The 22,406-nt window shown below is 33.2% G+C and carries 20 protein-coding genes and 1 pseudogene; 13 read left to right on the top strand and 8 right to left on the bottom strand.

The genetic code is table 11. From position 1 onward, the window contains the following. The first annotated feature begins 50 nt into the window (after positions 1-50). Positions 51-518, top strand: a complete 468-nt coding sequence (locus Anndu_RS06700; RefSeq protein ID WP_464103624.1) for a GNAT family N-acetyltransferase — start codon at positions 51-53, stop codon at positions 516-518. A gap of 54 nt (positions 519-572) precedes the next feature. Here the strand turns inward: Anndu_RS06700 and Anndu_RS06695 are convergent, their stop codons facing one another. Continuing rightward, positions 573-1,058 carry an SH3 domain-containing protein gene (locus tag Anndu_RS06695; RefSeq protein ID WP_464103623.1) on the bottom strand — a complete coding sequence of 162 codons (486 nt, stop codon included), beginning with the start codon at positions 1,056-1,058 and terminating at the stop codon, positions 573-575. Positions 1,059-1,367: 309 nt separating this feature from the next. Between Anndu_RS06695 and Anndu_RS06690 the strand changes: the two genes are divergently transcribed. The 3 genes from Anndu_RS06690 (at position 1,368) to nblR (ending at position 4,208) form a co-directional block, all read left to right on the top strand. Then, positions 1,368-2,351 (top strand): SDR family oxidoreductase, encoded by a 984-nt coding sequence (locus Anndu_RS06690; protein ID WP_464103622.1) that lies wholly within the window; start codon positions 1,368-1,370, stop codon positions 2,349-2,351. A 167-nt stretch (positions 2,352-2,518) separates the two neighbouring features. Further along, positions 2,519-3,442 carry an NAD(+) kinase gene (locus tag Anndu_RS06685; protein ID WP_464103621.1) on the top strand — a complete coding sequence of 308 codons (924 nt, stop codon included), beginning with the start codon at positions 2,519-2,521 and terminating at the stop codon, positions 3,440-3,442. Positions 3,443-3,512: 70 nt separating this feature from the next. Next, on the top strand, positions 3,513-4,208 hold the full coding sequence (nblR, locus tag Anndu_RS06680; protein WP_464103620.1) for a response regulator transcription factor NblR: 696 nt from the start codon (positions 3,513-3,515) through the stop codon (positions 4,206-4,208). 69 nt (positions 4,209-4,277) lie between these two features. Here the strand turns inward: nblR and Anndu_RS06675 are convergent, their stop codons facing one another. Continuing rightward, complete coding sequence (locus tag Anndu_RS06675) at positions 4,278-5,384, bottom strand: Fe(3+) ABC transporter substrate-binding protein (RefSeq protein ID WP_464103619.1); 1,107 nt, start codon at positions 5,382-5,384, stop codon at positions 4,278-4,280. Positions 5,385-5,572: 188 nt separating this feature from the next. Between Anndu_RS06675 and Anndu_RS06670 the strand changes: the two genes are divergently transcribed. Genes Anndu_RS06670 through Anndu_RS06660 form a run of 3 tightly spaced genes read left to right on the top strand, consistent with a single transcriptional unit; the run spans position 5,573 to position 7,099 of the window. Then, positions 5,573-6,142 (top strand): sigma-70 family RNA polymerase sigma factor, encoded by a 570-nt coding sequence (locus Anndu_RS06670; RefSeq protein WP_464103618.1) that lies wholly within the window; start codon positions 5,573-5,575, stop codon positions 6,140-6,142. Continuing rightward, a complete protein-coding gene (locus tag Anndu_RS06665; protein ID WP_464103617.1) occupies positions 6,139-6,501 on the top strand; it encodes a hypothetical protein in 363 nt (120 codons plus the stop codon). The genes Anndu_RS06670 and Anndu_RS06665 overlap by 4 nt, the downstream gene beginning before the upstream one ends. Before the next feature lie 22 nt (positions 6,502-6,523). Continuing rightward, positions 6,524-7,099 carry a Spy/CpxP family protein refolding chaperone gene (locus Anndu_RS06660; RefSeq protein WP_464103616.1) on the top strand — a complete coding sequence of 192 codons (576 nt, stop codon included), beginning with the start codon at positions 6,524-6,526 and terminating at the stop codon, positions 7,097-7,099. An 81-nt stretch (positions 7,100-7,180) separates the two neighbouring features. Here Anndu_RS06660 and Anndu_RS06655 read toward each other — a convergent pair whose 3' ends face one another. From Anndu_RS06655 to Anndu_RS06630, 6 genes are all read right to left on the bottom strand, one after another. Next, entirely contained in the window at positions 7,181-7,726 is a 546-nt protein-coding gene (locus Anndu_RS06655) for a hypothetical protein (RefSeq protein WP_464103615.1), read from the bottom strand. Positions 7,727-7,819: 93 nt separating this feature from the next. Then, entirely contained in the window at positions 7,820-8,635 is an 816-nt protein-coding gene (locus Anndu_RS06650) for an ABC transporter permease (RefSeq protein WP_464103614.1), read from the bottom strand. 72 nt (positions 8,636-8,707) lie between these two features. Further along, entirely contained in the window at positions 8,708-9,952 is a 1,245-nt protein-coding gene (locus Anndu_RS06645) for an MFS transporter (RefSeq protein WP_464103613.1), read from the bottom strand. A 91-nt stretch (positions 9,953-10,043) separates the two neighbouring features. Then, positions 10,044-11,039 carry a glycosyltransferase family 2 protein gene (locus tag Anndu_RS06640; RefSeq protein ID WP_464104044.1) on the bottom strand — a complete coding sequence of 332 codons (996 nt, stop codon included), beginning with the start codon at positions 11,037-11,039 and terminating at the stop codon, positions 10,044-10,046. Positions 11,040-11,092: 53 nt separating this feature from the next. Beyond that, a complete protein-coding gene (locus Anndu_RS06635) occupies positions 11,093-11,659 on the bottom strand; it encodes a hypothetical protein (RefSeq protein ID WP_464103612.1) in 567 nt (188 codons plus the stop codon). A gap of 50 nt (positions 11,660-11,709) precedes the next feature. Next, entirely contained in the window at positions 11,710-12,420 is a 711-nt protein-coding gene (locus tag Anndu_RS06630; RefSeq protein ID WP_464104043.1) for a C40 family peptidase, read from the bottom strand. Between the two features lie 77 nt (positions 12,421-12,497). Here Anndu_RS06630 and Anndu_RS06625 point away from each other — a divergent pair, with 77 nt between their 5' ends. The 6 genes and pseudogenes from Anndu_RS06625 to Anndu_RS06600 all read left to right on the top strand — a co-directional run bounded on the left by Anndu_RS06625 (position 12,498) and on the right by Anndu_RS06600 (position 22,370). Then, the gene (locus Anndu_RS06625) at positions 12,498-13,433 is read left to right on the top strand and encodes a serine hydrolase (protein WP_464103611.1); all 936 of its coding nucleotides are present in this window, start codon (positions 12,498-12,500) and stop codon (positions 13,431-13,433) included. 172 nt (positions 13,434-13,605) lie between these two features. Further along, on the top strand, positions 13,606-15,291 hold the full coding sequence (locus Anndu_RS06620; protein WP_464103610.1) for a peptidoglycan-binding domain-containing protein: 1,686 nt from the start codon (positions 13,606-13,608) through the stop codon (positions 15,289-15,291). A gap of 263 nt (positions 15,292-15,554) precedes the next feature. Beyond that, positions 15,555-16,391: pseudogene (locus Anndu_RS06615) on the top strand (peptidoglycan-binding domain-containing protein); the annotation flags it as partial. Between the two features lie 129 nt (positions 16,392-16,520). Next, positions 16,521-17,129, top strand: a complete 609-nt coding sequence (locus Anndu_RS06610) for a peptidoglycan DD-metalloendopeptidase family protein (RefSeq protein ID WP_464104042.1) — start codon at positions 16,521-16,523, stop codon at positions 17,127-17,129. A gap of 226 nt (positions 17,130-17,355) precedes the next feature. Then, the gene (locus Anndu_RS06605) at positions 17,356-18,429 is read left to right on the top strand and encodes a TRAFAC clade GTPase domain-containing protein (RefSeq protein ID WP_464103609.1); all 1,074 of its coding nucleotides are present in this window, start codon (positions 17,356-17,358) and stop codon (positions 18,427-18,429) included. Between the two features lie 344 nt (positions 18,430-18,773). Continuing rightward, a complete protein-coding gene (locus tag Anndu_RS06600; RefSeq protein ID WP_464103608.1) occupies positions 18,774-22,370 on the top strand; it encodes a hybrid sensor histidine kinase/response regulator in 3,597 nt (1,198 codons plus the stop codon). Positions 22,371-22,406 lie beyond the last annotated feature (36 nt).

Below are 22,406 nucleotides of genomic sequence, written 5' to 3'. Positions count from 1 at the left end.
TAAAAAACGAATAACGAATAACTAATAACAAATAACCAATAAAATTTTCTATGATTAACTTAGCAAAACCCCAAGATGTTGATCGATGTGCAGATATTTTTTATCGAACAGTAATGAAATTAGCACCATCTCTTTATACAAATGAACAAGTTTTAGCATGGTCAAAAACAGCTTTAAATCAACAAAAATTTACCGATTATATCTTAAATAATAATACCTTTGTCTATTATTCTAATCATAATCAAATTGTCGGATTTTCTGGCATAGAATCAAATGGACATATCGCTTCCCTTTATGTTGATCCCGAATATTGTCGTCAAGGAATTGCTACCAATTTATTAAAACATATTATTAATTATGCCCAAATTAATAATTATAGTTTACTTTATGCTGAAGCCAGTTTTTTCAGTAAAAATGTCTTTTTAAGAACAGGTTTTCAAATAACCAATCTTGAATATGTTAAATATAATGACGTTTACTTTCAAAGATTTAGAGTTGAATTAACCGTTGACAATTAATAAATAAAAAAATTAATTGTCAACTCTCAAACGATCATTATTTATTAATAAAATCTAATCAACTTTATTCGTATTACCAGACTTAACCCAACCTTCTACCCCCGAAGCAGTCCTAATTTTTTCCCATCCATCTTTTACCTCCAAAACAATAATTTTTTCATTATATTTTAATCCCCCTGTTCTTGAACCACTCATGGAAGGTTCAGCCCGAACCATTAAACCCTCACTCCATGTAACCTTTGCATGATAAGCTCCTTGAGGCAATTTTTCTTCTTTCTTTTCTTTTGTTTCTTTTGTTTGTTTACTATTATTTATTTCCTTAGTTTCTTTTATTTCTTTAGTTGTTTTAATATTATTACTTTGCTTGTTTTCTGTGGGTTTTTTAGCAGTGGTTTTTTCCTGATTAAAAGTTGGTTTGGGAGGAGCAGAAGCCATCTGACTTAAAAAATAATAACCCGCCCCAACAGCCCCTCCAGCTAAAATTAATACTCCAATCACAAAACCTAAAATAAATTGAATTAAACCTATGATTTGTTTCATAAATATTGATAAAAATTAATTTTTAAATTTATTGTATAATTATTATAATTCTTAATCTATACTTTAGCTTAGATTAGAAAAATTTGAAAATATTTTTCACTTTAATTTTGACAATCCACAAAAAAACCCCCTTCCCCCAGAGTGCAGGAAGCTTGAAAAGCTTGAGAATAAACAACAATGACAACCCCCCCCTAAAAAACCGTTTTTTAAAATTAAATTTTAATCCGCCCTTAATTTTTCCATTTTTCTCATTTTTCTGATACAATCTTAGAGAAATGTTAAAAAATGTTACAAAAATATTAAAATATAATGAAATTATTGGTAATAGGTGCTACAGGAACACTCGGTCGACAAGTTGTTCGTCGCGCTATTGATCAAGGTTATGAAGTCCGTTGTCTGGTAAGAAATTTCAGTCGAGCCTCTTTTCTTAAAGAGTGGGGGGCCGAGTTAGTCAAAGGAAATCTTTGTCAAGCTCAGACTTTACCCCCAGCCCTAGAAGGCATTGAAGCTGTGATTGATGCGGCCACGGCCAGAGCAACCGATTCTCTCAGTATGAAACAAGTGGACTGGGAAGGCAAGGTTAATTTAATTCAAGCCGTAAAAAAAGCAGGGATTGAGCGTTACATCTTTTTCTCGATTTTAAATAATGAGAAATATCCCAAAGTGCCTTTAATGAGAATTAAAAATTGTACTGAGCTTTATTTAAAACAAATTGGTTTAAATTATACCATTTTTCAACTTTGTGGTTTTATGCAAGGGTTGATCGGCCAATACGCTATTCCCATTTTAGATGAACAATCAGTCTGGGTAACGGGTGAAAGTACACCGATCGCCTATCTCAATACTCAAGATGTAGCTAAATTTGCCGTTAAAGCGGTAGAACTTCCTGAAACGGGAGGAAAAACCTTTCCCCTAGTGGGGACAAGGGCTTGGAGTGCGGATGAAATTATTAATCTTTGTGAAAGATTGTCAAATAAAACCGCTAAAATTGCCCGTACTTCCCTCAATTTTATTAAAGTAATTGAAAAAATAACTCGCTTCTTTAAATGGTCTGTTAATGCTTCCGATCGCCTTACCTTTACAGAGGTTTTAGCAGGTGGGATTCCCTTAACCGCTCCAATGGATGAAGTTTATGAGGTATTCGGAATTGATGCGAAGGAAACAACTACCTTAGAAGCTTATTTAGGGGAATATTTTAACCGAATCATGCAAAAATTACGGGAAATCGGTTATGAAAAACAAAAAAGTAAAAAGAAAAAACCCAAAAGCGGTTTGTTTAAATATCCCCTTTAGCCAAGAGATTTAAACAGGATGGTTGAGATTTTGCCGATCTGTAGTTGATAATGTTGAGAAATACTAAATTTTATCAGTATGATCGCTAAATCTAACGGATTCGTGTTTTAATTTTGAATTATTATATTTTGAATTTTAAATTTTGAATTATTAAGGACTGTCCACCTATGCCAAAACCAAAAGCAGGAATTATCTATAACGATATAAAACCAACCGCTTGTCGAGTTGCTGATCAGTTAAAAGATAAATTAACTGCTTCTGGTTGGGAGGTGGCCATGGCCACGGGCTTTGGTGGAATTTTAGGTTATTCTTCCCCCGATCGCCCCGTTTGTCATACCCCCATCGATCAACTAGCTCCCAGTGGTTTTGACGCTGACATGAAATTTGCCATCGTTTTAGGGGGAGATGGTACGGTTTTATCCGCTTTTCGTCAAGTGGCCGCCAGTGATATTCCCTTATTAACGGTTAATACTGGACATTTAGGATTTTTAACAGAAACATTTATTCATCATTTACCAGAGGCTCTTAATCAACTCTTAACAAATGATTATGAAATTGAAGAACGCTCAATGTTGACCGTTCAAGTCTTTCGGGATAATTATTTATTATGGGAAGCCCTCTGTTTAAATGAAATGGTGTTACACCGTGAGCCTTTAACCAGTATGTGCCATTTTGAAATTGCGATCGGTCGTCATTCTCCGGTAGACATCGCCGCCGATGGGATTATTATTTCTACTCCCACAGGCTCAACGGCCTATTCTTTAAGTGCGGGAGGGCCTGTTGTTACCCCAGATGTACCTGTTTTACAACTTGCACCCATCTGCCCCCATTCTCTAGCGTCAAGGGCGTTAGTTTTTTCCGATAAAGAGCCAGTTAACGTCTTTCCCGCTTCTTCTAACCGCATGGTGATGGTAGTAGATGGCAACGCCGGATGTTATATTACCCCTGAAGATCGAGTTCATATTGAACGATCGCCCTATTGGGCCCGTTTTATTCGCCTACAATCCCCAGAATTTTTCCGTATTTTAAGGGAAAAATTAGGTTGGGGTTTACCCCATATTGCTAAACCTACCTCCGAAGAATTACCTTAATAATTGGTTATTCCTTATTCGTTAGCTATCAATTATTAATTATTAATTATCCATTATCAATTATTAGTTTATGTCTGCGATCGCATCTCGAACTCAGCCTTGTGTCTTATTCGTGAAAACTGATGATCATTTTTCACAACAAGCTATTGCGGATCTTGGAGTATTAGGTTATTCAGGAATTAAAGTTAATCAGATCGATCAAGTTTTTTCAGTAATAGAAGAACATCAACCAGAATTATTAATTATTGATCGAAAATTAGCAGGTAAATCTACCGACTCAGTTTGTCTGAAAATCAGACAAGATGGAAATAGAACCCCAATTTTATTATTACTAGACAAAGAAAATCTTGAAGATAGAGTTGCCTGTTTAGAAACAGGGGCAGATGATTATTTACTTAATTCCTATCAAAAAGAAAAATTTGTACAATTTATTCAATTATATTTAAAACCAGTTAAAAATGAAAGTCAAGAATTACATTATGGAAATTTAATTTTAGACTTAAATAATAGATCAGTCTTAAGAGATGGAACAAAAATTGATCTAACCATGAAAGAATTTGAATTATTAAAATATTTAATGTCTCACCCTCAACAAGTCTTAACCAGAGAACAAATTTTAGACAATGTTTGGGGTTATGATTTTGAAGGAGAATCAAACGTAATTGAAGTTTATATTCGTTATTTAAGATTAAAAATTGAAGACGAATCCCATAAAAGATTAATTCAAACTGTTAGAGGAGTGGGCTATGTTTTAAGGGATTCTTAATATTTATTATTGGTTATTTATCATTTATTAATTATCAATTATCCATTACTTATTACTTATTACTTAAAATTACACCCAACCAGCCCGATCCATAATTTCCACCGCCTTAGCATTATTTTCCCCATATAAAGCCACATTGGTAGTATCATCTTTAAATGTACCGAAACTAGCCACCGTTGGATCTATTGGGATCCCCGCCACCACCGGATATTCATTATTCCCTTGAGCGAAAAAAGTTTGAGCCGTATTACTGGTTAAATATTCTAAAAATTTGATCCCCCCTTCAGGGTTTGGTGCATTTTTAATTAACCCTCCCCCACTAATATTAACATGAGTACCCCGATCGCCCTGATTAGGAAAAAAAGGCTTAACCTGACTGAAAATTTCTTTTTGATCAGGTTTATCCGATTTACCCAGTCTCGCTAAATAATAAGTATTCGCAAGAGCAAGATCCCCAAGCCCAGAAGCAACCCCCTCAATCTGTTCAATATCATTACCCTCTGGTTGACGCGCAAAATTAGCCACAAAACCTTTAACCCAATCCTCCGTTTCTTTTTCTCCATGTACCGCAATCAAAGAAGCCACTAAAGACTGATTATAAATGTTACTGGAGGAACGAACAATAATTTTACCTCGCCATTTGGGATCGGCTAAATCCTCATAAGTTGATAATTGCTCCGGTTTAATTTTATTAATGTTATACATAATTACCCTAGCTCTTTTAGTAAAACCAAACCAATGACCCTCTGGATGACGTAAATTTTCAGGAATTTTATCTTTAATAATTTGAGAATTAACCACCGCAAAAATTCCCGCCTGATCCGCTCTCCATAAACGCCCTGCATCTACCGTAATTAAAAGATCCGCCGGACTATTCGCCCCTTCACTCTTAATTCTCTCAATTAACTCATCATCTTTCCCCTCAATTAAATTTACCTTGATTCGAGTCTCCTTCGTAAAATTATCATAAAGCTCTGAATCAGTATTATAATGACGGGAAGAATAAATATTAATTTCCCCTTTGAGATCAGATTGAGGATTATTCTTAGTTGGAGAAGAACTATTGCTAGGATTAGAAACATTTTGTTGTTGAGTGCAACTGCTAATCAATTGACTACCAATCACTGTAGCCGCCGCCGCACCGGCCGTTAAAAAAAATCTTCTCGATAATTTCATGATAAATTTTATCTCCTATTGCTAAACTTTCTTAATTAAGATCAATTTAATATTGACTACTTTAACACACTTATTGAAAAATATTATCAAGATTACAAAAAAAATTTTGAGATTGAACCTTTTTGATCTAATGATGGTCTAAAAGCACAACTGTTAAATAATAACTGACTGTTGAAGGAGCGAAAACCTTGTTAGCGGGAAAAATTGGTACAGATAACCTAGTTAAACAAAGTCAAAAAGGAGATCAAAACGCCTTTAGACTGCTGTATCAACAATATCAAGAAAAAGTCCGCTCCACTCTTTATCAACTTTGTGGCAGTGAATTTTTAGAAGATTTACTTCAAGAAGTGTTTTTAAGAGTCTGGAAAGGTTTGCCTCAACTGAGAAATACCTCTACTTTTTCAACTTGGTTGTATCGTATTACATGGAATGTTGCGACTGATCAACGTCGACAATATGCTCAAAATTTAAGTCGAAATACAACTTTAGAAGATCAAGAGCATCTGAGCCAAATTCCTTCAACTACTCAGGATGCCTCTGATTTAATGCGTTTACACTACCAACATTTGGTAGAACAGGCATTAAAACAATTAACGATTGATCATCGTATCGTTTTAGTTTTACATGATTTAGAGGATCTTTCTCAAAAAGAGATTAGTAAAATTTTAGACATACCCACCGGAACGGTTAAATCACGTCTTTTTTATGGAAGAAATGCCGTCCGTCAATATCTTACCAATCAAGGAGTTGTCTTATGAGTAATTTTTCATCGGATCAAGATGATCAAAAATTAATTACTTTTCTGAAACAAAATCGTCCCCTTCCTCCTTCTGTAAAAAGTGATTTTGAGGGTAATTTAATGCTCAAAATTAAACATTCATCTCAAATTAAATCTTCATCCTCCCGTCATTTTTTTGTCTACGGTGCGATCGCTGGTTTAGTTTTAGTTTGGGGGGGGATAGATTGGTTTTCCTCTAAATATCAAACGGCTAAAATCTCATCAGATCAAGAGTTAGAGGCATTTTTACTAGATGGTTGGTATGGCACGATGGGGGAAACATCTTATCGTAATGCTCAATCTGATTTTGAAACTCAATTAAATTTTGTTAGTCAATAATTAAATTAGGAAAATTAAAATTATGTTATTTAGTCGTGTGTCAATGATTGTGGGTTTAGTGGCTTTAACCCTTGGCAATCCGCCTGTTTTAGCCCAATCAAATACCCCTTCACCTTTTTCTATTTCTCCCCATTCTAATGCCCTGATGATGGCTCAAATGGATCATCAAATGATGGGTGATGATGATCTCCAAGGTGAACCAAGGGGGATGGGGGGTAGAATGTTAGAAAGATTAAATTTAACTGATGCCCAAAGACAGCAAATAGAACAGATCCACCAACGCTATCAGGATCAAATGCAACCTTTACATCAACAGTTGATTACTCAACAAAATGAGTTACGAGATTTAATGGCGGGTAATGCTTCTGATAGAGAAATTCGTGATCAACATAATCAGGTATTAGCTACTCGTCATGAATTAGGAAATTTACATTTTAATAGTATGTTAGAAATGCGTAATCTTTTAAATCAAGATCAACGTCAACAATTAACTCAAATGATGGAAAATCATCGTAATCAAGGGGGATTTAATCAGGATAATAATAATAATTCTCAAGGTCGCAATCGTCCTAATGGTCAAGGGAGAAGAAACAATTAGTTAATAATTAATTTGTGATTTTTTAGGGGTGAACGGCCGTTCATCCCTAGCTATTTTTAAATTATCAACTGATAAGGTTAATCAATTTTCAGAATCAACTTCTACCACAACACCACGATATTTAATTTGAGTTTTTTTCTTGATGTTTAAATCTGAAGATTGGGATTCTTTTTTGATTTTGGCCGGTAATTCTTGAGCTTCTGTTTTTAAGACAGGGGCTTCAATTAATTCTAAAGAAGATGAATTTTGAGGGGAGGAAATTTCAATTCCTCGATATTTTAAAACTTGATGATGTTCTAATTTTTGCTCTTGATTAATAGTTATTGCTGTTAAATTATGGGGATTATTTTCAATTGAAATTAAATCTTGAGGTTGGGAATTGATCTGAGGATTAAATTCTAAATTTTTTGTTTCTAAATTATTTTTTTTCCCTAAAAATTGTCCAAGATTAATTAATACTAATAATAAAATTATCAATTGAATTTGCCAAGGTGCTAAAATTAAACTAAGAACTAAACTTAGTGCGGCTATCACTCCAAAGATATAACTAATATCATCTTTACTATTGAGAGAAATATAACTAGATAATACTCCTGTGGCAACAGGAATTAAGAAAAATAAACGCATAAACTTAGATCCTCCACTTGATCGAATAATCTAGTTAAATCTTAATTCCCGTTTTTTTCAGACTAATAGGATACAAATTTAAAAATTGGGTAGTTAAGATTTAAAACGCTTTTGTTCACTTTTAAACCGCACATATTCTGAGATAAAGGCTAATGTTCCCGATCCTAAAATCAATAATACACTTAAAGCGTTTATATCGGGTTTAACGGTGGTGCGGATCCGGCTAAAAATTTCCATTGGTAAGGTGGTTGCACCCGTCCCGGCCGTAAAACTGGCGATCAGAAAGTCATCCATACTTAAGACAAAGGCCAGTAAACTTCCGGCGATGATCCCAGGGGCTAACTCTGGTAATAAGACTTTAATAAAGGCTTGAAAGGGTGTTGCTCCTAGATCAAGGGCGGCTTCTTCTAAGTTAGGATCCAATCCTGCGATTCGAGATGATACGATGATCGCAATGTAGGCTAAACAAAAGACGATATGAGCGGCAATAATTGTCCAGATACTTAATGATACACCTATGACGGCTAAAAATACCAGTGTGGCCACGGCGATGGCAATATCGGGAATAATTAAGGGCAGATAGGTGATCCCACGATATAAGGTTTTGCCCCAAAAGCGGTATTTGGCCAAGCCTACGGCCATCATTGTGCCTAATACGGCGGAAATGCTGACGGCTACTATGGCAACGGTTAAACTATTTTGTAATGCTCGAAAAATGCGGCCGTCTGAAAATAATTTAACATACCATTGGAGGGAAAATCCTTCCCATGTGGCATATTTAGAGGAATTAAAACTATAGACGGTTAAAACGGCGATCGGCAGGTACATATAGATAAACATTAAAATAGAAAATAGCCCCTGCCAAGTGATGGGAAATTTTGATTTTGTTTTAATTTTGGCTTGATTCATAGTTTTTTGTTATTGGTTATTTGTTATTTGTTATTCGTCAATGATTAATTATTAATTATTAATTGTCCATTATCAATTATCAATTGTATAATAATCTTTGGTAAAACCTAATGAGAATTTTAAAGAATTAATAATAGTTTGATTAGATTGAGTTACAAATATTAATAAAGCGATTAAATTTAAACCTCCTGCTATTAAAAATAATAAAGAATAGCTAATTTTTTCGGCAAAATAACCGCCGATGGGGCCGGCGATCGCTATGCCTAGATCATAACCTCCTAAACATAAAGCATAGACTTTTCCCCTTTCTGAAAAATGACAGCGATCGGAAATTAAAACTACGATTAAAGGTATTAAAATACCAGCAGAAATACCTTCAAAAATGGCGGCTAAAATTAAATAAATTGGGGCATTAGCTATACTTAATAAAAACATGGCAAGGCTAAAACAAATAATACCAATGGTAATAAATCTTCCTCTACCAATTTGATCGGATGCTTTTCCTGTTAAAATTCTAATTACAAAACTGGCGATCGCTGCGATGGTATAAAATAAACCTGCATTAAATTCAAAATTTAATTCCCTAATAAATAAGGGTAAAAATGTAATTAATATCCCAAAAATACTGCCTGTCATTAATAAGACAAAGGTAGGAATAGAAAAGGCTAAATTTAATAAAAGTTCTTGAAATTTACGGGGAGTAAATTGCTTATTTTGATCTAAATTTTTTTGATCATGATGGTGATAGTTTTCTTTAACTTTGAGGGTTAATAAACAAGAAATTAAACCTGTAATATGACAAAAAGTAAATACAGCCCAATAGTCAATTTTTTCTTGTAATAAACTACCGATCGCAGGGGCTAAAGTCATACCAATAGGTAAAGCTAGACTCATATAACCAACTAATTCACCCCGTCTTTGTGGTGGTGAAAGATCAACAATTAAAGCACTATAACCAATGGTAAAAGCGGCAATACTGATGCCATGAAATGCCCTAATTAAAATTAGGCCTTCTACGGTTTTTATTAATAAATAGCCAAGGGGGGCAAGGGCTACCACAAAAGTACCTATTAAAACCACATTTTTGCGGCCTTTTTGATCGGCTATTTTCCCTAAAAAAGTACGGGAAGCTAACAGGCCGATCGCAAAAGCTCCCATCACATAACCTACTTCTTGTTTTGTGCCTCCAATATCATTAACGTATGCCGGAAGTATGGGCAACAAGGAGGTTATACTTAACCAAAATAGTAAGGATACCAGAAAAAGATTATAAAAATTTTGACGAGTTTGAGCCTCAAGATCAGCAAATATTTTCATTAGTTATTATTGATTATTTATTATTAGTTATTGGTTAATTTTTATAATTAATCATTCATATTTTACCATTTATTTCATCGTTTATCATTCATCATTTATTAATAATTTCTCTGACTCGATAAATAGGTCTACCTTGTGACTCATGATAGGTGCGCATTAAAAGTTCTCCTAATAAACCAAAGGAAAAAAGTTGTACTCCGGTAATTAATAATATTACCACTAAAATTAATAAAGGGCGATCGCCAATACTTTCATTTAAACCAAATTTTAAAAAAGTTAAATAACTTCCTAAAAGTAGGCCTAACAGTAAAGAAACTAAACCCAATGAGCCAAAAACGTGCATTGGCCGAGTTAAAAACTTTTTCATAAACCAGATAGTTAATAAATCCATTAAAACACGAAAAGTACGACTTAAACCGTATTTACTTTGGCCAAATTTTCGGGGGTGATGACTAACAGGAATTTCCGCAATTCTTGCTCCTTCAATAAAAGCTAAAGCAGGTAAAAAACGATGTAATTCTCCATATAAATTCATGTCAGCTAATAATTCACTACGATAAGCTTTTAAAGAACAACCATAATCATGTAATTTTACACCGGTTACTTCACCTATTAATACATTAGCAATTTTAGAAGGAATTAAACGAGTTAAGGTATGATCTTGTCTATTTTTACGCCATCCACTAACAAGATCATAACCTTGATTTAACTTTTCTAATAATAGGGGAATATCCGCCGGATCATTTTGTAAATCCGCATCAAGAGAGATAATAATTTGTCCTTTTGCATTCTGAAAACCTGCTGACATAGCGGGAGTTTGACCATAATTTCTACGCAAAATAATTGCTTTTAAATTATCATTTTCTAGGGCTAATTTTTTTAATAAATCTGTTGATCCATCCGTTGATCCATCATCAATACAAATTAATTCATAAGTATAATTATTTTCTTGCATTACTTGATTAATTTTTGCAATTAAGGGGGGTAAACTTTCCAGTTCATTGTAAATAGGAGTTATAATAGAAAGTTGTAATTGATCTGCTTGAAATAAATTAGTTAAAGGGGCTTGATTTTCAGGAATAAGCATCATAAATGAAATTAATTTTTGTTAAATTTTAAATTTTAATTGTTAATTATTAACTAATAACTATTTAAACGATTTAAGTTGATAAAACTAGAAACTATTATTAATATAATACCAATAATTTCTAAAATCCATTGATAATGAGGGAACAAATAACCAGAATAAAAAATCCTATTAAAAGTTGCGCCCCTCAATAAAACAAAACCAATTAAAAATAGTAATCCTAAGAGGGTTAATTTAGATTTTTGCCAATCAGTTTTTAAGGTTTTACCTGTTAAAATTAGCACGGTAAACATAGTTACACCAATACCCAACATAAAACCCTTTTGAAAAATCCTTCTTTGCTCATAAAATCCTAAAACCCAAGCGGTTTTTTTCCCTGTTTCTATTAGTAAAGTTTGAACATCTAATTGTTTATTAATACCTAAAAATAGTAAAATAAAACAAGTTAAATACCAAAACCAACGGGTATTTTTTTCAGGTGTTTGATTAACTTTAATGGCCACAATTAAATTTAAGATGAAGGCTATTAGATAACCAATAACTGTGATCCATCCTAACCAATCATTATCCCCTAAATGTGGCCGCCAGTCTATTCCTAATAAATAATAAAAATTGCTCATTATTTTATTTTAAAATATTTTTGAGTGATTTGTCTTTCAAAGTCCAAACTTTATAAACTTTTTTCTACTCTCCCAAAACCCCATAATATTTGATAATAATTAGCACTAACTTGATCAATATTAGGATCAAGATCATTAATTCCGATGCTATTATTACCTATTTCTTTCCCTGAACTATGGATATATTTATTATCACCTAAATATAACGCCACATGATTAACTTTTTCCTTCCCAAAAAAGATTAAATCTCCTTTTTTTAATTGTGCTTTTTCTATTTTTGTGGTAAATTCTTCTTGTTGATAGGAGTCTCTAGGTAGCCAAATTCCAAAATTAGCAAAACTATGTTGAATTAACCCTGAACAATCATAATGGGGAGGCACTGTTCCCCCCCATAGATAGAAGTTTGGCACTTTCATTGCTGATAAGGTAAAATCAATAATATCATGAATTTTTGCTTCTATTTCAGTGCGATCAACATAGCGATTTTGATAGGGGATTATCGCAGGTTTTAAAAATTCCAAATTTTCTAAAGGTAGCCATGCTAAATAATGATCTTCACATAATTTAACTTCAATTGCTTGTTGACTTATATTGAAGGGTTTAACTATTTTTAATTGCCTATTTTTAGCGGCTTGGGTTGCTAAACTTTCACAATTTCCACTATCATAAAGACATAAATCTATACTAACAATATATTCATCAACTAAAGAAATGGGAATTTTAAAATTAGGGGTAATTTCTAAATATTTTTGAGCGTCCATAATCAAAATAGGGAATAGTAAATAATATTGATCTATTATAATGAAAATTTGAATCATTTATTTTTACTTAAAATCAGATGACTTTTTTCCGTCAAGATGAATACTTAGAAGAAGTAGGCACAAGGGTACTAGATCAAACTTGGCAGAAGTTCCCTACTTTAAATCAAAATCAAATTGCCTTAACTTGGTTAGTATATGATTATCCCGTGATCGTCAATACCGGAGGCGCTTTATCGGCGGATGAGTTTTGGCAACATTCGATCCGAGGCTACAGTTATTGTGGCCATGAACGAATTTATCCCGCTAGTGTGGTTAAATTATTCTATCTAGTGGCGATCCATGAATGGTTACAGGGTGAGATGATCCAAAATTCCCCTGAGTTAGAACGCGCCATTCAAGATATGATTGTAGATTCGAGTAATGATGCCACTAGCTTAATTGTTGATATTTTAACTGGTACAACTAGCGGGCCTGAGTTACCCCCTGGGCCTTTTCAAACTTGGCAGTTTCAACGTAATTTAATTAATCGTTATTTTCAGTCTTTGGGGTGGCCTGAGTTAGCTTCAATTAATGTTAATCAAAAAACTTGGGGTGATGGGGCTTATGGCCGTGAAAAAGCCTTTCTGGGGCAAATGTTAGAAAATCGTAATATGTTAACAACTAATGGGGTGGCTCGGTTATTTCATGCGATCGTAGGTGGGGTGGCCGTTTCTAGTGAGCGATCGCAACAGATGATGAATCTGTTAAAACGTAGTTGTAACCCTGAAAATTTATCGCCTCAAACTGAGGAAAATCAGGTCACAGGCTTCTTAGGGCAGGGTTTACCTCATAATTCTCATTTATGGTCAAAAGCGGGGTGGACAAGTGAAGTGAGACATGATGCGGCCTATATCGAAATTCCCGATCACCCCCCCTATTTATTAGTCGTATTTACCCAAGGTAAAGAAAATGCTAGTAATCAGTTGATTTTACCGTTTATTTCTAGTTTAATTGTAGAAGAACTATGTAAATAAACAGTTAATAATAGTTGACAGTGAATAGTTACAGGCAAGATCCCTGTCTCACTTACTACTAATTAATAATCAATAACAAAAAAAGCAACTTTTATTAAGATTTTGCGTCTTATTTTTTTAAATTAGATACAATTAAATTTCTTAAGAAAACAAAAATCAATAGGGTGTAAAAATGGAATCTTTAACTTATTTATATCTCAATCTTGTCCATGACTTACCTTTAGAAAATAGCCAGTTAATAGACAATAAACAGGTATTTTCTTTTACTCCTGATCCTTGGCTCAAAGGGAGTAAAGTTACATTTATTTCTTGTTTTATCTTTGTATCATTATTACTTCCTCATTTATTAGTAAGAGCTAATCCTGTTACAATTAAAGAGGGCGATCGAGGGGAAAATGTAACTTTGCTCCAACAACAATTATCAGAATTAGGTTATTTTCAAGGGGATATTTCCGGTTATTTTGGTCAAACAACAACCCAGGCCGTTAAAGCCTTTCAAGAATCAGAAAAATTAACCCCCGATGGCATTATTTCCCAAGAAACTCAAACTATTTTAAATCAAAAAACCAATAATAATTTTGTTGCTCCCCCTACCCTTAAACTTGGAGATTCTGGAGAAAATGTAGTTCAGGTTCAGGAAAAATTGCAAGAATTAGGTTATTTTAAAGATCTGGCCAATGGTCATTATAACCCAAGCACCAAAGAATCAATTATTGCTTTTCAAAAAAGCCAAGAGCTGCCTCCAGATGGGGAAACAGGAACTACAACTTTAATTAGATTAGGCTTAAAAACATTTCAATTTCCAACTAGAAATTACCCTTATTTTGAAATAAATCAAGGAAGAAATAAACCTGCCACTGAAACTTTTACTAATAGTTATAATGCTAATACTTATATCTATTTAGGAGATAAAGGTGAACAAGTTAAAATTCTTCAACAGGGTTTACAAAAAATAGGTTATTATCAAGGCCAGATCACGGGTGTTTTTGATCAGGCTACGGCCAATGCGGTTAAAAAATTTCAACAAGAGAATAATATTACCGCCGATGGCATTGTTGGAGCGGTAACAAAAGCTCAAATTATGCAAAGATCGGGAGTGATGAAGCTCACCCCTACCAATCTTCCCGCCCCCAATAACATTGTGAAAAAAGGAGATTCGGGAGACTCAGTAAGATGGGTACAAGAAAAACTAAAAATTGCGGGATTTTTGAAGGGAAATATTACAGGATTTTTTGGAGAATTAACGGTAAGTGCGGTTAAAAACTTTCAAAAGTCTCGTGGGATAAAGGCTGATGGAATCGTAGGCTCAACTACCCGTAATGCTTTAGCTCGGTATTCCTCTCAAAATAATAATCAACCGGCCAATAATTCCAGTAATTCTAATTCAACCGTACCCACAACCACCCTTAAAAAGGGAAATTCGGGATCATCGGTGCGTTGGGTACAGGAAAAATTGAAAAAAGCAGGATTTTTTAAAGGTGAAATTACGGGCTTTTTTGGGGTTTTAACGGAGTCGGCCGTCAAAGATTTTCAAAGATCTCGCAAATTAAAGCCCGATGGCGTTATCGGAACGAAAACTCGTAATGCTTTAAATCAAACTTCAAATAACTCTAAAAATACTAAAAATATTAATCCATCACAAGGTATTTTAAGAAAAGGAAATTCTGGGCTTCAAGTGCGATGGCTTCAAGAAAAATTAACCCAATTAGGTTTTTATAAAAATCAAATTAATGGGGTTTTCGGGCCTTTGACGGAAACGGCCGTTAAAAAATTTCAAGCTCAAAAAGGTTTAACTGCTGACGGAATTGTGGGTAAAAATACCCAAATTGCCATTAGCGATGCCATTGGTAAATTGTAAAATGATCAGCCCCAATCCCCCACCTAATCTAATATTTGCTCTGTTTTGATATTATCTTTTGAGCCGATCAGTTCCTAAAATAAGACTACATTTTTCTGAAATTTATCCTATACTAGATTCAACATGAATATAGTATAAAGAAAATATTAAATTTTATTTATTTATTTTCTTTTCCTATTTGCTTTTGATAGTGGAGAATTATTCAAAATTTCTCTGGAAAATTATTTTTGTAGTCAATTATTTATTTAAGTGCATCTATTACAATGGAATTATTAATTTATCCTAATTTACTTTCAATTGAGCCTTTAACCCAAGAAGAAAAAGAAAATTTAGAAAGAACTTTAATCTATTTTTTGGGTTTATTAAATAATCTCAAAAAAATTAAACCTTCTATTTTTGTCTATTTCATCACTTTTTATTTAATTTTTAATATTACGGTAGTTGATGCTACTTTAAAACAGGTTTTAAAAGAGGATAATCTTAGCTTATCTCAACCAAAATTACATCAATTAAGTTATGTTCAAGACAAAGTAACAGGTTATTCTGCATCCCCAAGAGAATTGGAATTTAAAACATTTCCGTTAAATGATAATTTATCCCCTGATGAACTTGTTTTCCCCGGCAATCTTACCTATTTGAATAGGCTTGTTTCTCCTCAAGTTAATAATTATAATTATCAAAATATAGGCTTCAATGTTGAAGTTTTAAAAAAGGGAGATCAGGGTAATCAAGTCATAGCAATTCAAACAAAATTACAACAATTAGGTTATTTTCAAGGTAAAATTACTGGTTATTTTGGTTCACAAACCGAGTTAGCTTTAAAACAATTTCAACGCTCTAAAAATTTGACTGTTGATGGAGTGGCCGGAAAAAATACCCTTGCAATGTTAAATAATTCTTCCGGTTATAATTCCAATCAGAATCCATCTTTAAGTAATCCTAATTCTCAAAATTATAGTTCTAATCTTGATGTTTTGAAAAGGGGAGATCAAGGTAATCAAGTTGTAGCAATGCAACAAAAATTACAACAATTAGGTTATTTTCAAGGTAAAATTACGGGTTATTTTGGTTCACAAACAGAATTAGCTTTAAAACAATTTCAACGCACCAATAATTTAAGAGTTGATGGAGTGGCCGGAAAAAATACTTTAGCTATTTTAAATGGTGGAAAGTTAACCCCTAATTTACAAAATAATCGTCAAAATAATTCTAATAATTCTAATAGTAAGATCACTCAATCATCACCCGTTAATCCTTCAATTAATCTTACTTCAAGTCAAATAAAATCAGTCCAAGTTTCTTTACAAAATTTAGGTTATTATCGTGGTAATGCCGATGGTAACTATGGAGCTAAAACCCATAATTCTTTATTAAAATTTCAAAGGGATCTCCTTACCAATACCAATCGAATGTTAGTAGAAAACTTCCAAAATTATAGTTCTAGTTTTGGTTATCGGCGCTCATCTATTTCTAATCAAAAAGAATTTCATCAAGGCTTAGATTTCGCCGCTCCTCTGGGTTCTTATGTGAGAAATTGGCGCACAGGAACGGTGATTGAACTATCAGAAGGAACGGGCTGTGGGACTTTAATTCGCATCCGTTCTGGAAATTTTGACCACATTTATTGTCATCTTAAAGGTTCAATTAAAAGTGATAGTAATGGACGCTTTTTAAGTGATCCCAATAGTGGTTTAAATATTCGAGAAGGGCAAAGAATTCAAACAGGAGAAAGAATTGGCCGAATTGGTATGACTGGCCGAACAACTGGCCCTCATTTACATTGGGGTTTAAAATATCAAGGCTCTTTTATTGATCCCTTTTTAGTCTTGTTACAATAGTTCTTTTAACCTTACACCCTCAGCCATTTTTTCTAATTTTAAATAATCTTAAATAGTCACCCCTCGCCCCTTGGGAGAGGGGTTAGGCGTGAAAAATTTTAAATTTTAGGGAAAGTAAACTAAAGGGAACTTTTGATGTTAGTCAAAAGTCTAAAAACTATTAATATCATTAAAATTTTATTATATAATAATTAAAAATCTTTAATTTTAAGAGGAAAAATTAACAATGTTTGGCTCTAATAATTATCATCAAGAAATCAATAATCAATTACCTTCCGTTCCACATTTACAAGCAGAAAATTATTTAAGTCAGCAACAATCAAGTTTAGGACAATGGTTGCGCAAAACTTCAAAAAGTACCAATAATTTAAGAATTGGTCTTTGGGGAACGAGTGCAGTGGGAAAAACCACCTATTTAACAATGTTATTTTCCCAATTAGAAGACTCAGATCAATGGGATATTGTAGTAGATAAAAAATCACGTCAATTCATCGAAAGAAATCTTTATTATCTCGAAGAAGAACATATTTTCCCACCTCCAACCAGTCAATTTAGAGATTTAGATATTCTTCATTATACTTTAATTCCCCACAATCATCCTACAATTAAATCAAGAATTATGTTAGATTTTATTGATGCACCGGGGGAATTTTATGAGAATATTATTAGTAATGAGGTTCAAGTTATAGATGGTCAAAATGATCAATCTATGGATATTGTTGATTATTTAGTTAGTTGTGATGCGATTATTTTTTTATTGGATCCCCAACGAACTCAAAAGGATGGCCAAGGCTATTCAACTATTATTAGAAATTTATTTTTTGAATTAAAAGAAAGATCGAAACATCCCGAAGTAAAATTTAATCGTTTACCCCAATATATGGCTTTTTGTATTAGTAAAATAGATCGGGAAGAATTTTGGAATCAAGGGGAAAATTCTGGTTTAACTTCCAGAGAATTAACGGAAAAAATTATCGGTAAAACTACTTTACATAAGTTAGAAAATAACTATTGTATGAAGGGGCGTTATAATTTCTTTTCTCTTTCATCAATCGGCCGTTATCGTGATGAATATGGTTATTTAAAAGAAGCAATTATTTATCCTGAAGAAACGATACAAACAACGATTTCTTTTTCTGAAAATCAAAATATTAATCATCATCGAAATTTAACTCAAACCCCTCAAGTTATTCTGAATAAACAACCAAAAATTAAAGATAATATTATTTTACAACCAATCGGTATTCTTGAACCAATTAATTGGATTTTACAACAAATTCAAGGCTCACGAAATAGTTAATAATTTTTTTGCAGATCTCAGAAAAAAAATTAAATCTGATAATAATTGGTTGAATTTATTTTTTTATTAATTGAGTAATATTTTTAATTATCACATTTAAAATTGTTAGGCCTAACCCCCTCTGCTTAAAGCGAAGGGGTTTTTTTTGACTTTTTTTGACTTTTTTAAAATTGATTAATTGTTAACTATTAATTGATCAAAGGGGCTTAATTAATATTTCTAAAAAAAAATATACCCAAAACTGTTATTTAGATTATAATTTTATATAAAGTAAAGTTAAAAACCCCTTACATTGTCTTATGAACATGAACAGTGCGAAACCCTCAAAAACAAATTACCATGAGATGATCAATGAAATCGAATTGCTTTACGAGAATGCCCCCTGTGGTTATCATTCCCTCGATGAGAAGGGCAAAATAATTAGGGTGAATAATACGGAATTGACAATGCTTGGTTATAGTCGACAGGAGATGATCGGCCAACCTTTGACTAAATTTTTAACGCCGAATAGTATTAAATTTTTTAAAAAGAATTTTCCCCTAGTCAAAAAGGGCAAAGTGATTAATGATCAAGAAATAGAGTATATTGCCAAAGATGGCTCTGTTTTTTATATGAGTATTACGGTTAAACCTATGCTTGAGCCATCGGGGAAGTTTGTTGCTAGTCATGAGGCCTTGATCAATATCAACGATCGCAAAAAATTAGAAAGGGAACGTCAAAGCACAGAATTGGCCTTAAAAATAACTAAAACAGCGATTTGGGATTGGGATATTATTAGTAATAATTCCTACTGGAATGAGATTTATAATCTTTTATTAGGTTATCAACCCTACGAACAAACTCCCAGTTATGAACTCTGGAAAAATCGAGTTTACTCAGAAGATTTACCAGAAGTAGAAGATAAACTCTCACAAGCTTTACTTAATCACAGCGATTATGAAGCAGAATATCGGGTAATTTGGGAGGATGGCACGGTTCACTGGTTACTAGATAAGGGTTATGGCCTTTATGATGAATCTGGTCAAGCTGTGCGCATGATTGGTACAACTTGTGAGATCACGGAGCGTAAACTAGGGGAAATTTATAAATCTGATGAACAGCAAAAATTAAGCCTTTTTATTAAATATGTTCCCGTTTGTGTGGCCATGTTTGATCAAAATATGAATTATCTTGAAGTAAGTCAGCGTTGGCTTGAAATATGTCACCTGAAATCACGGGAAGAAGTAATTGGGCGATCGCACTATGAGGTATTAGATATTCCCGAATATTGGCGAAATTTCCATCAACAGGGTTTAAAAGGAATAGCGAGTAAATGTGAGGAGGATTTTTTTATCCTACCCGATGGCTCGAAACAATGGTTAAAATGGGAGCTTCAGCCTTGGCACTTTAATAATGGGGAAGTGGGGGGAATTTTAATGTTTGTTGAAGATATTACCCAAAGTCATCAGGCCAAAATTGCCCTAGAGGAAAAGAAAGAACAATTAAGAATGGCTTTGACGGGAGCAAAAGCGGGGGTATGGAGTTGGGATCCCATCAGTGGCGATTTATTTTGGTCGCCTGAAATGTTTGAACTCTACGGGTTTAAGGCTAGTGATCAACAACCGAGCTATGAAAGTTGGTATCAAACCATTTTACATCCAGAGGATCGTCACTGGGTCAATTCATCCATTAAGAAACAAATAGAACAGGGTCAAAAAGATTTTCAGCTTGAATATCGCATTATTCACCCCCAAAAGGGGATCAGGTGGTTTTTGAGCGTGGGTAATATGACGATCAATGATCAAGGTGAAGTGGTGAACTTGAGTGGGATTAATATTGATATTAGCGATCGCAAACTGGCGGAAATTGCTTTAGAAGAAAAATTACAAAAGGAAAAATTAGTTGATCATATTGCCGAGTCAATCAGTCAAACTTTTAATTTAGAAGAAGTTTTACAGCCTACACTTAATCAAGTTAGAGAATTATTAAAAGTAGATCGAGTGATAGTTTTTCGCTTTGAATCTGATTGGAGCGGTACAGTTATTGCGGAGTCTGTGGCCAATGATTATCCGGCTATCTTAGGGACAAATATTGATGATCCTTGTTTTCGAGAAACTTATATAGAACCCTATTTACAAGGACAAACCACTCAAAAAGTAGATTTTTCGGCGGAAAATATTGAGCCTTGTTATCGAGAATTAATGCAATCTTTTGAGGTGAAAGCTAACTTAGTAATTCCTATTTTACAAAATAATCATTTATGGGGTTTATTGATTACTCATCAATGTTCTGCTCCTCGACAATGGCAAGAAACGGAAATAGAATTAATGCAACAATTATCAACTCAAATTACCATTGCAATTAATCAAGCAGAATTATTTAAAAAGAATCAAGAAGAATTATTTAAACGTCAAAAAGTGCAGGAAGCACTCTTAGCTAGTGAAGAAAAATTACAGGCAATTATTGATTATGCACCGGCCGGTATTTATGTTATAGATTTAGAAAATAAACATCTTTTAGTTAATAGTTTTTATACGAAATTACTATCAGCTACGAAGGAACAATTATTAGGTAAAAGTATTACGGAAGTTTGGGATACAAAAACGGCCGAGAATTTTATTTTAAATAATCAAAAAGTTATCAAGACTAAAAAAGTATTAAAAACGGAAGAAATTGTGCCTCAAAAAGATGGAAACCATACCTATATTACTTTAAAATTTCCTCTTTATGATTTAGAAGGAAATGTTTATGCAGTGTGCGGTATTTCCACTGATATTACCGATAGAAAACAATTAGAAAGACAATTTTATCAAGCGCAAAGATTAGAAAGTTTAGGCACTTTAGCCAGTGGAATTGCACATGATCTCAATAATGTTTTTACTCCTATTTTAGCAATTACTCAACTTTTACCTTTAAAACTTAAAAAGATGAATCTCGATCAAAAAACGATGAGACTGTTAGATATTGCCGAAGAAAGTGTTAAACGTGGGGCTAATTTAGTTAAACAAATTTTAGCTTTTGCAAGGGGAGGCCAAGGGGATAAAAATACTTTAGAAATCCAGATTTTACTCAAAGAAATAGTGAAAATATCTCAACAAACTTTACCTAAATCAGTTTCAATTAGTTTAGAAATACCGGAAAATAGTCAGTTTTTAGTTAAGGCCGATCAAACACAATTAGATCAAGTATTGATGAATTTATTAATAAATGCCCGTGATGCCATGCCCCAAGGTGGAAAAATTAATGTTTCCCTTCAAAAACATTTAATTGATTCGATTTATTTAGCGATGAATACTGAACCAATTATTGGCAATTGTGAGGAGGGAAATTATATTATTATCACAGTCAATGATACAGGGGAAGGGATTCCTGCCCATATTATTGATCAAATTTTTGAGCCTTTTTTTACCACTAAAGAAATAGGAAAAGGTACGGGTTTAGGGTTAGCTACGGTGTTAGGAATAATTCAAGATCATGGAGGTTTTTTACAAGTTTTTAGTGATGTTGGCAAAGGTGCTACTTTTAAAATTTATTTACCCGAAGTTGAAGAAAAAGAAATGTTAGCACAAGATGAAGAAATGATCAAAATATCATTACAAGGTAAGGGCGAAACTATTTTAGTAGTTGATGATGAGCCATTAATTAGAGAGATGACTAAAATTACTTTAGATAATCATAATTATCAAACGATGATGGCTAATGATGGCATGGAAGCGATCGCCGTTTATGTTCAATCTCAACAACAAATTAGTTTAATTTTAATGAATATGATTATGCCAAATATAGACGGTTTAACTACAATTAATACTCTTTTAAAGATCAATCCCGCCTTAAAAATTATCGCTTGTAGTGGGCTAGAAAGTCAAAGAAAATCAGCTTTAGAAGCAGGTGCTAAGGCCTTTCTAATTAAACCTTATACTACGGAAGATTTATTACAAAATATATACGATTTACTGATATAATATTTTGTCTAATCCTTAGTAATTGGACTTTGGACA

The organism is Annamia dubia NIES-4383 (assembly GCF_055394725.1).
The sequence above is the reverse complement of the archived record's forward strand: the minus strand, read 5'-3'. Positions and strand labels throughout refer to the sequence as shown.

What these genes read in the sequence shown, in the direction of transcription:
- Anndu_RS06675 (WP_464103619.1), bottom strand. Translation starts at nt 5,384, where the DNA reads ATGAAATTATCGAGAAGATTTTTTTTAACGGCCGGTGCGGCGGCGGCT.
- Anndu_RS06685 (WP_464103621.1), top strand. Translation starts at nt 2,519, where the DNA reads ATGCCAAAACCAAAAGCAGGAATTATCTATAACGATATAAAACCAACC.
- Anndu_RS06630 (WP_464104043.1), bottom strand. Translation starts at nt 12,420, where the DNA reads ATGGACGCTCAAAAATATTTAGAAATTACCCCTAATTTTAAAATTCCC.
- Anndu_RS06645 (WP_464103613.1), bottom strand. Translation starts at nt 9,952, where the DNA reads ATGAAAATATTTGCTGATCTTGAGGCTCAAACTCGTCAAAATTTTTAT.
- Anndu_RS06605 (WP_464103609.1), top strand. Translation starts at nt 17,356, where the DNA reads ATGTTTGGCTCTAATAATTATCATCAAGAAATCAATAATCAATTACCT.
- Anndu_RS06600 (WP_464103608.1), top strand. Translation starts at nt 18,774, where the DNA reads ATGATCAATGAAATCGAATTGCTTTACGAGAATGCCCCCTGTGGTTAT.
- Anndu_RS06655 (WP_464103615.1), bottom strand. Translation starts at nt 7,726, where the DNA reads ATGCGTTTATTTTTCTTAATTCCTGTTGCCACAGGAGTATTATCTAGT.
- Anndu_RS06650 (WP_464103614.1), bottom strand. Translation starts at nt 8,635, where the DNA reads ATGAATCAAGCCAAAATTAAAACAAAATCAAAATTTCCCATCACTTGG.
- Anndu_RS06635 (WP_464103612.1), bottom strand. Translation starts at nt 11,659, where the DNA reads ATGAGCAATTTTTATTATTTATTAGGAATAGACTGGCGGCCACATTTA.
- Anndu_RS06695 (WP_464103623.1), bottom strand. Translation starts at nt 1,058, where the DNA reads ATGAAACAAATCATAGGTTTAATTCAATTTATTTTAGGTTTTGTGATT.
- Anndu_RS06660 (WP_464103616.1), top strand. Translation starts at nt 6,524, where the DNA reads ATGTTATTTAGTCGTGTGTCAATGATTGTGGGTTTAGTGGCTTTAACC.
- Anndu_RS06620 (WP_464103610.1), top strand. Translation starts at nt 13,606, where the DNA reads ATGGAATCTTTAACTTATTTATATCTCAATCTTGTCCATGACTTACCT.
- Anndu_RS06625 (WP_464103611.1), top strand. Translation starts at nt 12,498, where the DNA reads ATGACTTTTTTCCGTCAAGATGAATACTTAGAAGAAGTAGGCACAAGG.
- Anndu_RS06640 (WP_464104044.1), bottom strand. Translation starts at nt 11,039, where the DNA reads ATGCTTATTCCTGAAAATCAAGCCCCTTTAACTAATTTATTTCAAGCA.
- Anndu_RS06690 (WP_464103622.1), top strand. Translation starts at nt 1,368, where the DNA reads ATGAAATTATTGGTAATAGGTGCTACAGGAACACTCGGTCGACAAGTT.
- Anndu_RS06665 (WP_464103617.1), top strand. Translation starts at nt 6,139, where the DNA reads ATGAGTAATTTTTCATCGGATCAAGATGATCAAAAATTAATTACTTTT.
- Anndu_RS06700 (WP_464103624.1), top strand. Translation starts at nt 51, where the DNA reads ATGATTAACTTAGCAAAACCCCAAGATGTTGATCGATGTGCAGATATT.
- nblR (WP_464103620.1), top strand. Translation starts at nt 3,513, where the DNA reads ATGTCTGCGATCGCATCTCGAACTCAGCCTTGTGTCTTATTCGTGAAA.